Origin of the sequence: Paenibacillus sp. IHBB 3054 (genome assembly GCF_051594305.1) — a bacterium.
Classification (GTDB): Bacteria; Bacillota; Bacilli; order Paenibacillales; family Paenibacillaceae; genus Paenibacillus_AQ.
This window is the reverse complement of sequence record NZ_JBOFBG010000004.1, coordinates 14,221-28,202: the sequence shown is the minus strand read 5'-3', so window position 1 is coordinate 28,202 and position 13,982 is coordinate 14,221. Positions and strand designations below refer to the sequence as shown.

The 13,982-nt window shown below is 51.5% G+C and carries 10 protein-coding genes; 9 read left to right on the top strand and 1 reads right to left on the bottom strand.

The genetic code is table 11. The features are described 5' to 3' along the window. Positions 1-56: 56 nt before the first annotated feature. Positions 57-1,613 (top strand): extracellular solute-binding protein, encoded by a 1,557-nt coding sequence (locus ACQ76X_RS06920; RefSeq protein ID WP_438492515.1) that lies wholly within the window; start codon positions 57-59, stop codon positions 1,611-1,613. A gap of 136 nt (positions 1,614-1,749) precedes the next feature. Here the strand turns inward: ACQ76X_RS06920 and ACQ76X_RS06915 are convergent, their stop codons facing one another. Further along, on the bottom strand, positions 1,750-2,424 hold the full coding sequence (locus ACQ76X_RS06915) for a FadR/GntR family transcriptional regulator (protein ID WP_038591987.1): 675 nt from the start codon (positions 2,422-2,424) through the stop codon (positions 1,750-1,752). Positions 2,425-2,723: 299 nt separating this feature from the next. On the opposite strand from ACQ76X_RS06915, the gene ACQ76X_RS06910 reads away from it, so the two are divergent. The 8 genes from ACQ76X_RS06910 (at position 2,724) to ACQ76X_RS06875 (ending at position 13,967) form a co-directional block, all read left to right on the top strand. Further along, on the top strand, positions 2,724-3,680 hold the full coding sequence (locus ACQ76X_RS06910; RefSeq protein ID WP_438492514.1) for a sugar kinase: 957 nt from the start codon (positions 2,724-2,726) through the stop codon (positions 3,678-3,680). Positions 3,681-3,710: 30 nt separating this feature from the next. Further along, the gene (locus tag ACQ76X_RS06905; RefSeq protein WP_438492512.1) at positions 3,711-4,376 is read left to right on the top strand and encodes a bifunctional 4-hydroxy-2-oxoglutarate aldolase/2-dehydro-3-deoxy-phosphogluconate aldolase; all 666 of its coding nucleotides are present in this window, start codon (positions 3,711-3,713) and stop codon (positions 4,374-4,376) included. A 3-nt stretch (positions 4,377-4,379) separates the two neighbouring features. Next, positions 4,380-5,528, top strand: coding sequence for a galactonate dehydratase (gene dgoD, locus ACQ76X_RS06900; RefSeq protein WP_438492511.1), 1,149 nt, complete (start codon positions 4,380-4,382; stop codon positions 5,526-5,528). 29 nt (positions 5,529-5,557) lie between these two features. Next, positions 5,558-8,560, top strand: coding sequence for a glycoside hydrolase family 2 TIM barrel-domain containing protein (locus ACQ76X_RS06895; protein WP_438492509.1), 3,003 nt, complete (start codon positions 5,558-5,560; stop codon positions 8,558-8,560). Between the two features lie 109 nt (positions 8,561-8,669). After that, on the top strand, positions 8,670-10,391 hold the full coding sequence (locus tag ACQ76X_RS06890) for a cache domain-containing sensor histidine kinase (RefSeq protein WP_438492507.1): 1,722 nt from the start codon (positions 8,670-8,672) through the stop codon (positions 10,389-10,391). Next, positions 10,358-11,584, top strand: coding sequence for a response regulator (locus ACQ76X_RS06885; protein WP_438492506.1), 1,227 nt, complete (start codon positions 10,358-10,360; stop codon positions 11,582-11,584). The genes ACQ76X_RS06890 and ACQ76X_RS06885 overlap by 34 nt, the downstream gene beginning before the upstream one ends. 133 nt (positions 11,585-11,717) lie before the next feature. Next, complete coding sequence (locus ACQ76X_RS06880) at positions 11,718-13,052, top strand: ABC transporter substrate-binding protein (protein WP_438492504.1); 1,335 nt, start codon at positions 11,718-11,720, stop codon at positions 13,050-13,052. 33 nt (positions 13,053-13,085) lie between these two features. After that, positions 13,086-13,967, top strand: coding sequence for a carbohydrate ABC transporter permease (locus tag ACQ76X_RS06875; RefSeq protein WP_076112903.1), 882 nt, complete (start codon positions 13,086-13,088; stop codon positions 13,965-13,967). The last annotated feature ends 15 nt before the right edge of the window (positions 13,968-13,982 follow it).

Below are 13,982 nucleotides of genomic sequence, written 5' to 3'. Positions count from 1 at the left end.
TCTAAAAAACATTTTCATTTGCGTATGGCACCCCATTGTACAAGGAGAGGGTTATCATGAAAAAATGGATTGGCGTCTGTCTGACTGCTTTAATGGCTGCTACAGCCGTTGCAGGTTGCGCGGACAAGGACAAAGAAGAGACTGCCGGAGGAGCGTCAAATGCGCCGCAGAAAACTAAATTCTCCATCTCGATGCGGACACTGGCTTTTAACTATGTTGAGAAATCACCTAATCTGAATAAGGATAAATGGGTGAAAAAACTGGAGGAGATGACAAACACCGATCTGGACATTGTACTGGTGCCTCATAAAGAATTCGAGCAGAAAATGGTTCAGATGTTTGCCACTAACGATATTCCGGATGTGGTTCAAGGCTCGGGCGGTGTAAACGGCAAGGAAATGGCCGGTTCCGTTGAAGCCGGCGTGTTCATGCCCTTGGATGATCTGCTTGAGCAACACGGTCAGAACCTGTTGAAAGTAATCCCGAAGGAAGCCTGGGAAAACGTCACCTATCAAGGAAAAATCTACGCAATACCTGAGTTCCTGTCCAATCCGTCCCGTCGCGCGACTTGGATTCGTAAGGACCTGCTGGATCAAACCGGCTTGCAGGTTCCAAAAACAGTCGATGAGTACTTGAATGTGCTGCGGGCTTTCAAAAAACTGGGTATTGATAACCCTTACATGGGCCGCCAGGATTTCAAATATGCCGATGCTTTCTTTGGCGCTTATGATGTTTTTCCGTACCTGACGATGTTCGAGGAAGTAAACGGCCAGGTTCAGCCGAAGTTTATGGATAACGAAAATATGATGAAGGCGTTACAAACATACAACACCATGTATAAAGAGGGGTTGATCAACAAGGAATTCGCCACCATCAACCCGACCAACTACAAGAATGCGATTCTCTCAGGCAACGCGGGCATGTGGACGATGAATGCCAACGAGCTGCTGCAGTGGGAGCAGCAATTGAAGGCTACAACGCCATCCGCCAAGCTGGAGATTATCCCGTCGCCAGTTGGCCCTGACGGAAAAGGCGGCTCTTATTTGTACGGCTCCGCTACGCGCACCTACTTTATCAAGGAAGGTACGAAAAACGCAGCGGATATTGTGAAATTCTTTGACTGGATGCTGAGCGAAGAGGCGGAAACCTTCTTTACCTTCGGGATCAAGGGCGAATCCTACAAGGAAGAGAACGGCAAAATCGTATATACGGCCCCCACGGATTCCGCTGCCATAGATGAAGAGCGCTACCGTCAGTCTTTCCTGTGGCTGGTGCAAGACACCACTTATAACAAGGGTGTCCTGAACATGACGGAAGAAGGCAAAAACCTGATCAAAGTATATGATACGATTCTGGCTAATGAAGGCCGGGACGGGATTCAATTCGACCCGCGTCTGGACGCACTGGTGAAGAATCCGGACATCGCTCCCAACTCGGACACAGCTCCTCCGGTGCTGCTGACGCATATGGTGAAGATGGTGTATGGCAAGGAACCCATCAGTGACTGGCCGAAGGTTGTGGAAGAGTGGCTTTCCAAAGGCGGCGAGGATGTCATCAAGGAAGCTACGGAAAAATACAACTCTAAAGCGGGCGTCACCATGCCCCGCAGATAAGATAGCCCTCCTGACGGTTCAAACCGGTGCCAGTTATTCGGATGGAGTATCCATTACTACAGGGAGCTTATAGGCGTGTTAAACAAGCTGTCGAGATTATTCTCGGCAGCTTGTTTTGCAGCGTCACAGGGTGAATCTACTTCTTCAGGGTTGTCAGCATACTCTGGATATGACTCTCCATTAGCTGCCGGGCTGTTTCGCTTTGTCGTTCCTCGATGGCAATGGCGATCAGAACATGATAATTGGAAGCTTTCGTCCGCATATTGGGCAGCGTATTGGTCTGCTTGCGCCCTTCGGCCAGCAATGGAAGAATCGAATTCAGCATCCGCGCCACTACCGGATTTGCTGCCCCTTCGGCGATTAACTGATGAAAGGCGAGATCTGTCTCGAAGAATGGGCCACCTTCCTCCATTTGCCGCACCATTCGCTCTGCCAGTACCCGCAGCCTGCGGATCTGATCGTCATCGGCCCGCTGCGCGGCCAGAGCGGCAAGTTCAGGCTCAATGAGCAGTCTAGCTTCCAGCAGATCCACTATCGAAATGTTTTCCAATTCCTCTAAGGCTACCGCCGGATCATCCAACAGCAAAGGATCGTTTCGTACATACATCCCACGTCCGTGCTCAATGCTGACATTCCCCTGACTCTCTAATATCCGCAGCGCCTCACGTACTGTAGTGACGCTAACGGAAAAATCAGCAGCTAGCTGCTGCAGAGTAGGGAGCCGATCCCCCGGAGCCCATTCCCCATCGAGGATTTTCTGTTTCATAAGCTCTATTGTAGCCTGAAACGCGGTCTGTTTGATCTGTTTCATGTTTAGCCGTCCTTATCACTTGGAATGAATTCATTTTAGCATAGGAGCTTCTTGAGGATAAGCAGATATGTCTAAGTATTGATTTAGTATTGACTAGCAAACAACAAGATAATATGATTGTAGCATAAAGATCGTATCTATATCGTAAAGGTAGCTACATTTAACGTTAAAAAACAATGACTCGTACAGTTTATTTGTGTAATAAGGCAAAAAAGTAAGTGATTTAATTTTATCCAAGAATAAAGATAGGATCTTTATGCAGAAACTCTATCAGTGATGAAGCAGAAGGAGGAGGGGCAATGGAGGTAGTAACCTTTGGGGAAACCATGGTACTTCTGGCACCAGACCGGATGGTTCCCCTGGAGTATGTGAACGGCTTTCACAAGCATATTGCAGGAGCCGAGACCAATGTGGCAGTTGGGCTTGCCCGTATGGGGCATACCGTGGGCTGGTTCAGCAAGCTCGGAAATGATCCATTTGGACGCTATATTAGGCAGGTCGTAAGAGGACATGGCGTTGATACTTCCGAAGTCAGGATTACAGACGAAGCGCCGACGGGAGTGTTTTTCAAAGAACAAATATCCCCGGACAAAATACAGGTGTACTACTACCGCAAACAATCGGCTGCCAGCCTGATGCACGAGGATGAGCTTAATGAGGCTTATGTTGGAAAAGCCCGCATCCTGCATGTTACCGGCATTACTCCGGCGCTTAGCCCGGAGTGCAGGAAATTAACCTTTCGAGCCCTCGAAGCGGCAAAAAAACACGGTGTGGCCATTGTGTTTGATCCCAATATCCGCTGGAAGCTTTGGAACAGAGAAGAAGCCTGCGTTGTGCTTAACGAAATGGCGGCACTTGCCGACTACGTGCTGCCCGGTATTGAGGAGGGACAATTTCTGACAGGATGCTGTACGCCTGCAGACATCGCAGATCGTCTGCTGAAATCCGGCGCCGGTGCTGTCGTAATCAAGCTCGGCGCCAACGGGGCTTATTACAGTAACGGACGAATCGCGGGAAATGAGCCAGGGTTTCCGGTGAAGCGGCTCATTGATCCGATGGGTGCCGGAGACGGTTTTGCCGCCGGATTTATAAGCGGATTGCTGCAAGGGGAGGACCTGCCCTCTGCGGTGCGACGCGGCAACGCGGTGGGTTCCATTGTTGTCGGGGTAAGCGGCGATGTGGAAGGTCTTCCGACACGGCAGGATGTGGATCTTCTCCTGGCAGGGGGATCCGACATGGAGGATATTATCCGGTAAGTGAGGACAATCCAAAGGAGGAGGAAAGAAATGGACAAAGATATTCAGATTGAGCGGTTGATAACTTCCGGACTGGTCGCCGTTATTCGCAGACCAGAGCCTGAAAGGGTGGATAAAATTGCCGCGGCACTGGCAGATGGCGGTGTAGGGGCGCTGGAGATTACAGCCGATACGCCGGAAGTTAACAGGTTGATCGCGGACATGAAGGCGAAATATGGAGATCGCCTGCTGGTGGGAGCAGGTACGGTGCTGAAGTTGACGCAGGCCGAGCAGGCTATCGCGGCGGGAGCCGATTTTATTTTTTCGCCAAATTTGAATGAGGCAATTGTGGATCTGACCTTAAAGTACGGGCGAATCTCCATCCCAGGCGTAATGACGCCGACCGAAGCTGTCAGAGGGCACGAAGCTGGTGCAGACCTGCTAAAGGTGTTCCCCGGCGGTTCGCTGGGCGCCTCCTACATAAAGGAACTGCAGGGGCCCCTTGGTCACATCCGGATGATGCCGACAGGAGGCGTGACACTTGCGAATGTCGGATCCTTCATTGCCGCCGGATCTGTTGCCGTCGGTTTAGGAAGCGCTCTCGTAGACCGGAAAGCGGTGGAGCGGGGCGACTATGGGAAAATAACAGAGACGGCCCGCCTATTTGCGAAAGAAGTCAGCAAGGCCAGATTGAACAACACAAAAGGAGCTAAATAATCGATGAAAATAACCGGATTTGAGACCTTTATCGTTCCTCCCCGCTGGCTGTTTCTGAAGATTGAAACCGATGAGGGCATATCCGGCTGGGGAGAGCCGGTGGTCGAAGGCAAGGCTCATACTGTTCAGACCGCAGTGGAAGAGATGATGGATCTTTTGATCGGACAGGATCCTCAGCGGATTGAAGACCTATGGCAGTTGATGTACCGGGGAGGATTTTATCGTGGCGGGGCTATTTTGATGAGCGCGATAGCCGGGATCGATCAGGCGTTGTGGGATATTAAAGGGAAAATCTACAATGCGCCCGTGTACCAGCTGCTCGGCGGCGCTTGCCGTAATTCAATGCGGGTATACTCCTGGATAGGCGGAGACCGCCCGATCGATGTCGTCAAATCTGCTCTGGAGAAGAAGGCCGCCGGTTTCACGGCGATTAAGATGAACGCCTCGGAAGAGATGCAGTTCATTGATACACATGACAAGGTGTATGCAATCGTTGAGCGGGTTGCGGCCATTCGGGAGGCCTGTGGACCGGAATTCGGGATCGCTGTCGATTTTCACGGGCGGCTTCACAAACCGATGGCAAGGGGACTAGCCAGAGAGCTGGATCCGTACCGTCTGATGTTCATTGAAGAGCCGGTGCTGCCGGAAAACAACGAAGTACTGCGGGAAATCGCACATCATACCAGCACTCCGATCGCGACGGGTGAGCGCATGTTCTCACGCTGGGATTTTAAAAATCTGCTGAAGGATGGGGTGGTCGATATTATTCAGCCCGACCTGTCCCATGCGGGAGGCATCACGGAATGCAAGAAAATATTCGCCATGGCCGAGGCGTTCGATGTTGCGGTCGCTCCACACTGTCCGCTTGGGCCGATTGCTCTTGCCGCCTGTCTTCAGGTAGATGCGACGTCTTATAATGCGGTCATTCAGGAACAAAGCCTCGGCATCCATTATAATCAAGGAAATGACCTGCTGGATTATATCACCGATCCTACCGTCTTTGCCTACAGTGACGGTCATGTCAATATTCCTTCCGGACCGGGTCTTGGCATTACGGTGAACGAGGAGTATGTGCGGAAGATGGCGGAAACGGGCCACCGTTGGAGAAATCCGGTATGGCGGCATCGGGACGGCAGCATTGCTGAGTGGTAAGGCCTATTACAATATTCAGGAGGATGGTCATGTCATTTATTCCGAATTACTGGGAAGATACCGAGACGCTGCAGATTAACAGGAAAGCAGCCAGAGCTTACTATATCCCATACGCGTCAGCTGCAGACGCGCGCCGCAGAAAGCGGGGGCGTTCCCCGTATTATCAGACGCTGAACGGCCGCTGGAAGTTCAAATATCACGCCAGTGTCAGAGAGGTCAAGGAAGATTGTGTAGCCCCTGACCATGACATTAGCCGATGGGATGATCTGGTGGTTCCGTCCTGCTGGCAAGTTAACGGTTATGATCAGCTGCATTACACGAACATCAACTACCCCTTTCCGTTTGACCCGCCTTTCGTGCCCAATGATAATCCTGCCGGACTTTATGTCAGGGAGTTCACACTGCCGGATAATTGGAACGGCAAGGAGAAGGTTGCGGTATTTGAAGGAGTCAATTCCTGCTTCTACCTGTGGGTGAACGGACAATTTGTTGGCTACAGCCAAGGAAGCCGGATGCCGGCCGAATTTGATGTATCGGCTTATACCCGTCCTGGTGTGAACCGGATGGCCGTCATGGTGCTGAAATGGTGTGACGGAAGTTATGTGGAGGATCAGGATCTTTGGAGATTCTCTGGTATTTTTCGGGACGTCTACCTGCTTGCCAGGGATTCCGCTCATATCTCCGATGTATTCAACCGCACGTCTCTGTCCGCAAGCTTCGATAGTGCGGAGCTAAACTGCGAGGTGGAGACAACAGGCAGGCTTGAAATTGAAGCTGTTCTGCAGGATGCAGACGGTGCGGAGATAGAGCGGACGCAGGCCATGATCGAAGGCCAAGGTACGTTGAAGCTGCATGTACAGAATCCCGTGCTGTGGAATGCAGAGAACCCGCATTTATACCATTTATACTTGTTCGCAGGCGATGAAGTGCTGCATTTTCCCGTAGGCTTACGCGAAATATCCATTCAGGATGGCGTGTTCACGATCAACGGTCAAGCGGTAAAGCTTAAGGGTGTCAATCGTCATGACTCCCATCCGGAGCTTGGACAGACGATTCCGGTCAATCATATGATCAAAGATTTGCGGCTGATGAAACAGCATAATATCAATACCATTCGAACCTCGCATTACCCGAACGACTCCCGTTTTCTGGAGCTCTGCGACGAATGCGGCTTCTATGTAATCGGAGAAGCCGATCTGGAATGTCATGGCGCGCTTCCTGCAGGGGACTTCAACTGGTTTACGCGCAACCCCGAGTGGGAGAAAGTTTTTGTGGAGCGGGCAACCCGGATGGTGGAGCGGGATAAGAACCACCCATGTATCATCATTTGGTCCATGGGCAACGAATCCGGTTATGGAGAGAACCATATGGCAATGGCCCGCTGGACCAAAGCGAGGGACGCTTCGCGTCCTATTCACTACGAGGGTTCCGATCCCCGTCACGGCGGCAGCCCGGATACGGAGGTGCTCGACATGGAGAGCCGGATGTATGCCTCCAGCGGGGCGATTGCAGCGTACGCGTCCGATCCGGATACGGCCAAACCGATGTTTCTGTGCGAATACAGCCATGCCATGGGCAACGGGCCCGGCGATTTGCAGGATTACTGGGATGTGATCAACCGGTATCCGAAGCTGATGGGTGGATGTGTCTGGGAATGGGTGGATCATGGCATCAAGATTATGAAACACGGAAGGCCTTATTATGCTTATGGGGGAGATTTCGGCGATCAGCCTAATGACGGCAACTTCTGCATTGACGGTCTGGTTGCCCCCGACCGGAAGCCGCATTCCGGACTGCTGGAACTCAAGCAGGTGATTGCACCTGTTGTATTTGAAGCCAAAGAAATCGGTTCGGGGCTCATAGAAATTCACAACCGCTATGATTTCAGGGATCTATCTCATGTGAGAGTTCTGTGGAAATTGGAAAAGGACGGTGAAACGGTAAGTCAAGGTGAAATCAGCGGTTTGTCGGCCGGCCCTCACGGCTCGCAGACAGTCGAAGCTTGTTTCGGGATTCCGGAGGAGCCGGGAAGGTACTTTGTTACTCTGTCGTGCAGGACGGCGAAAGAAACCTGGTGGGCATCGCCCGGCCATGAAATTTCCTTCGGCCAGTTTGAACTGCCGGCTCCGCAGCTTGAGCTGTTCCAACCCGAGGCCCGGTCACCTCTCCAGGTGGAGCGCCGGGACGACCGGCTTGTCATCACGGGATTCGATTTTGAATATGGCTTTAATCTTGGCGCCGGTATGTTTGACAGCCTGGTCAAGAACGGAGTGGAGATGCTGCTTGCGCCGCTTTCTTTTGCGGTATGGCGCGCCCCGGCGGATAATGACCGGTTCGTGAAGCACGAATGGATGCAGGAGGGGTACGAACGGGCTGTAACCCATATTTACCGCGTGGACACGATCCGGCAGGACGGTGAAGCCGTAGAACTGGAAGCAGTCTTCTCGATGGGAGGCTATTTACGTCCGCCGTTCTTACGGGGAACGTTCCGCTGGAAGGTGGACGCAACAGGAGAGCTTTATCTCCGTACTAACGTAACGACCAGAGACGGTATTCCATTCTTGCCCCGGTTCGGGCTGTGCGCCGTGATGCCGGAAGGGAATGAGGAGATCGAATATTTCGGCAGGGGTCCCCATGAAAGCTACATCGACAAGGGACATAGCACTAAAATAGGAAAATACCTGACTACCGTCGATGAGCAGTTTGTGGATTATATCATGCCGCAGGAGAACGGTTCCCACAATGAAACGGAATGGGTTATTGTCTCGAATGAGCTCGGCATGGGACTGAGATTCCGGAGTGACCGTCCATTCTCCTTCAATGCTTCACATTATACGCCGGAGGATCTGACCCAAACCTCGCATCAATACGATCTGACCCGCAGGCCGGAGACAATTGTTCATCTGGATTATCAGATGAGCGGCGTAGGCTCCAATTCCTGTGGTCCCGCGCTGCTGGCTCCCTACAGGCTGGATGAGAAGGAGTTCCAGTTTGAGCTGAATATTGCACCGGTGTTCAAAGAAGACGAATAAACCGGGATTAACCGGATTTGCGGAAATAGGCAAGGGGGACCGGATCACGTAGATCCGGTTGCCCTTTTTACGCTTTGGTAAAGCCAGTCGATGCTGTGGAGGGAACGGAATGAAAACGAAAGCTTCACACCCCCGGAACAAAGGCAAACCGCAGGCATTATCAATAGGCCGAAGCATGTACGCCAAGCTGCTGATGTTCTTCATAGTCATTGCGCTGCTTCCGTTGGCCGTAATGGGTTATTTCTCCAATCATAAATCGTCGCAGATCGTGAATTCACAGTTCGGGAGCTACGGGATGAATGCTATTGAGGAGCTTAAGCTCCATTTGGATACCAGCATCGCGCAGATGGACAATATTACGGGCAATCTACTGAATTATTTGATCTCTACACCCATGGTCATCGAGGATGGCGGAACGCTGAACTATAGCCGATATAAGGAGGAACAGGCGCTCCAGCGCTATCTTATATCTTTTGAAACGGTCAATATTGTAAGTGTTTCGGTTGTGATGCCTTCGGGCAAATTTATCGGAAGCGGCGGACTTGATCAGGCAAGGCTTACGGACTCCTCCTTCTGGCGCCAAGTTGCCGGGAATGGCGGAAGACAAGTTATCATCCACCGGCCGGATTACTATTACAGCTTTGTAAGTGACAACATGGTCATCAGCCTGGTTGTGCCGGTCAAGGATCACTTCGGACTCCCGCCAGGCAGCCGGATTCTAATCGATACGAAGGCGGATTCCGTGGTGAATCTGCTTCGGGCGTTTCAGCATAATATGAATGCTCACCTGCAAATACGGGCAGCGGACGGAAGCGTGCTGCTGCAAAGCTCGGAGAAATACAGTAGTTCGGAGGACGATATTGTCTGGTCCGGCGTTATGGAGCGGGAGGGCTGGACTGTCGAGGCCAGAATGCCGCATGCTGAGTTCTATCGCTCCTCGGGCGTGATCCTGAACTATACGCTGATCGTTGCGGGCTGCACGCTGCTCTTCGCCATCGCGATGGCCCATTTTTTCTCGCTTCGACTTACGCGGCCCATTCAAAAGCTGACCCATTCGATGCGAAGATTCGGACAAGGGGAACTGTTCATCCAGACCCCGGTGCTCACCAGCGATGAGCTGGGCTATTTAAGTCAATCCTTCAACCGGATGACCGGACAAATCCAGGATCTGGTGCGTGAGATCAGCCGGAGCGAAAAGCTGAAGAGCGAAGCAGAACTGCGGGCGCTTCACTACCAGATCAACCCCCACCTGCTATTTAACACTCTGAACAGCATTCAGTGGAAGGCGAGGTTGGCCGGGCGCCGCGATATTCAGAAAATGATTGAGCATCTGGTTGCCGTCCTGGAGAGCACTTTTGCAGTGTCTAAGACACTGGTGCCGCTTGAGGAGGAACTGGCTTTAGTGCTTCATTTTATCGAAATCCAGCGGCTCCGGTACGATGATGCCTTTAGTTTCAAGCTGGAGGCCGAGCCGGAGCTGATGTCCTGCCTGGTGCCGCGGATGGTGTTCCAGCCGCTACTGGAGAACATCTTTTTTCACGGCTTTACAGACGGAGCAGGTGAAATTAGGCTGTCACTCGTCTCCGGATCAGGCGAAATTAAGGCGGAGTTAACTGACAACGGGATCGGTATCAAGCCGGAGCATTTGCTCTATGTGAGGAACGGCCAAGTCATTCCGGGCAAGAAAGGAGGACTTGGCATGCGGAATGTCAGAGAGCGCTTTAACATGCATTTTGGCGAAAACTGCGATTTTACGATAGAGTCCGAACGAAACCACGGAAGTAAGGTGATCATACGATGGCCAAAGACTTACGGAGAGATTCACCCCTGAAGGTGCTTATCGTTGATGATGAACAGCTTGTGAGAAAAGGGCTGAGGATGACAGTGGACTGGGGCAGACATGGCATGGCAGTCGTCGGCGATGCACCTAACGGCATCCTGGGCTGGGAGAAGGTGGTCAATCATGAACCCGACATTGTCATTACCGACATCGTGATGCCCGAGATGGACGGAATCGAGCTGGCTTATAAAATTAGACACAGATATCCCCATGTCAAAATCCTGTTTCTGAGCTGTCACCGTGACTTTGCTTACGCACAGCAGGGGATCCAGATCGGTATCTCTGACTATATTGTAAAGACCAGCATGGGCGACGAGGAAATGGAGCGATGCCTCGATAAAATCCGGCGTGAATGCGAGCTTCACCTGCAGAATCAGTCCTCCATGGCAGCATCTGAGGACGAGATGCAAATTGTAATGGAGTGGCTTCGGGTACAGGATATCACTGCAGACGAGAGGCTGGTAGCCAAGCTGAATGGAGATTGGAGCTGGATGACCCGAGGCGGCTGCATCTTTCATTTGTATGATAATGGAAGCGCTAACAATTCCAGTTTTTCGATGTCTGAGCCAAAAGCTTTTCTAAAGATTGGTGAGGCATTTGCATCCGGGTCACCAGGACGTGCGTTCTTACCGTGTCCAGACGGTACTGCGTTGCTGGCCTGCCACTGGGCGGAACGGGATACGGCGGAGCATGAACTGCTGCATCTGAAGAGTTCACGTAATCCCGGATTGGGATGGAGACTGGAGGGGCCGGTTGAGGGCGGAGTACGATGGATAGAGGGCGTGCTGCGCCTGCTCCGCCTGCGGGCAATCGAGCGCGAGACCCGTCTGGTCAGCCGCCAGCATAAAGAGGATATTCTCCGCGCCATCGACTATATCAACCATCATCTTCATCTCGATCCCCGAGTCGGCGAAATCGCCGACCGGATCGGTATAAGCCGCAGCTACTTCAGCACCGTATTCAAAGAAGCGACAGGCAGCAGCCTGATTGATTTCCTTTCCCAGAAGAAGCTGGAACGGGCACAGAATCTGCTGGCAATGACAGACTACCGTATGGAGGAAGTAGCGGAGAAGATCGGGATTGGAGACGTCAAATACTTCGCCAAATGGTTTAAGAAAAGTGTCGGATTCGCTCCGGGACAATACCGCCAACAAACAAAAAGACACCAAAATCCAATGAATTGACCTTTCGCCCGTGTAAAAAACGGGTTTTTTTGTTACATTCCAATAAAAGTGAACCTTTTTCGAACGCCAGTCGGATTTGAAAACCCTTACATTTCTCTTATGATGGTATCAACCCACTCAAGGAGGTCAAACAATGCATAACAAAAGAGGGAAAATGCTGCTTTCCACGCTTTTTACAGCTTCCATGCTGTTAAGCGCCTGCTCTGGTTCCAACACACAGAGTAGTTCCGGATCGGCTGGAACGGATCAGGGGGGAGAAGAGAAGGTGAAGCTTGTCGTCTGGATTTGGGAGCAGGCCAAAGCCGGGATTGATCTAAATATGGACCGGTTCAAGGAAGCTTATCCCAATATCGAGGTTGAGTTCCAAACCATGAAATCCACCGACCTCTATCAGAAGTATTTGGTGTCCTCCAATACTGACGACGCGGTGCCGGATGTGCTGGCGCTCGAATCGACGAATCTATCACAGATGGTGGAGATCAATTCGCTGCTCGACATTACCGAACGTGTGGCTCCATATAAAGATAAAATCGTGCCCTACAAATGGAAGGACGCCACCATGGACGACAAAATCTATGCCATGCCATGGGACAGCGGCCCGGTGGTGATGTTCTACAGGAATGACCTGTTCGCTAAGGCCGGTCTGCCGACCGATCCCGATGAGGTCGCCGCCAAGATTAAGACTTGGGACGATTATTATCAAGCGGCCAAGCTGGTGAAGGAGAAGACAGGAGCGTTCATGTACGGCGATTCGAAGACCAATTCCAGCAACCGCGTGTTCGAATCTATGATGTGGCAGCGCGGATACTGGTATTTTGACGAGAACGGCAAGGTCACGGTCGATAGCCCGGAAGTGAAGGAGATCACAGATTACTTGATCAAGATGCAGCAGGAAGAGCTTGTCTATGACGCCCGCGCCAACTCCGACCCTTGGGGCAATGCCATCGGTGAGGGTAAAATCGCCAGCGTAGTCGGCGGTTCCTGGCATGACGCGATCATCGAAAAGCAGTACTCGCCGCAGGATTCGGGCAAATGGTCAGTTACGACGATGCCGAAATGGTCAGCAGACGATAAATATGGCGGGGCTAACCAAGGCGGGTCCAACATGGCGATAAATAAAAACTCGAAGCACCCGGAAGAAGCCTGGAAATTCATCGAATTCATGCTCGGCGATAAGGAGTCTCAGACCAAAATGATGCTGGAAGCGGGGCTACTCCCCTCGTTGAAGACGGTATATTCCGACTCGGCAATGGACAAGCAATTTGATTACTTCAAGGGCCAGCCTATTTTAAAAGTGTATGCCCAATCACTGGAGAGCACCTATCCGCTTGCTTACACCTCCGATTTCCCGATGGCCAACAAGCTGATGACGGACGTGTGGGCAAAGGTGTTCCTGAATGACGCCTCCTCTGGAGATGCGTTAAAGACAATGGCCGATGAACTCCGGCAGAAGACCAAAAGAGAGTAGACAGCAGCAAGGATCAAGGAGGTGAGAAAATCTATGGGCAAGACAAGATGGAACAGACAGATCCGTTACGCTCCGTATCTGTACATTTCCCCATACTTTATTTTATTTGGCATCTTTTCACTGTATCCGATTATTTATTCGTTTTATCTCAGTCTGACGGAATGGAACGGTGCAAGTGACAAGCTATTCATCGGGCTGGACAACTATACGGCCCTGCTGAAGGATCATTACTTTTGGCTGTCGCTATGGAACAGCTTAGTCATCTTCCTGATGTATGTGCCGCTTATGCTCTTTCTTGGCTTAATCTTTGCCAGTATGCTCAACTCCAAATGGATGGTGGGCAAAGGGTTTTTCCGGATGGCTCTGTTTGTACCGAATTTTGTGTCGGTGGTCGCCGTATCCTTCGTATTCGTGCTGCTATTCAATACCCAAGACGGGCTGATCAACACGTTCCTGCTTAACCTCAGTTGGATCAAGTCTCCGCTTCCTTGGCTTGATTCCCCGTGGTGGGCGCGCTTTTCTGTGGCGTTAATGGTACTGTATCGTTGGCTCGGCTACAATATGCTGCTGCTACTGACCGGTCTGCAAAGTATTCCGAAGGATCTGTACGAAGCGGCTTATGTCGACGGAGCTACGAAAGTAAAAAGCTTCTTCTTCATTACCATTCCTTTGGTCAAAAAAATGCTGCTATTCTGCACCGTGCTGTCCACAATCGGCACCTTCTCGCTCTTTACCGAGCCGTACATTCTCACCAAAGGCGGTCCGCTAAATTCGACGCTGACGCCGGTGCTGATGCTGTATAACGAAAGCTTTCAGAATTTCAACTTCGGCTACGCCTCGTCAATCGCTGTCTGCTTCTTCATCTTGATGATGAGCATATCGCTGATCCAGATGCGTCTATTCGATGAGAAATAAGGGGGGGAGAACCGA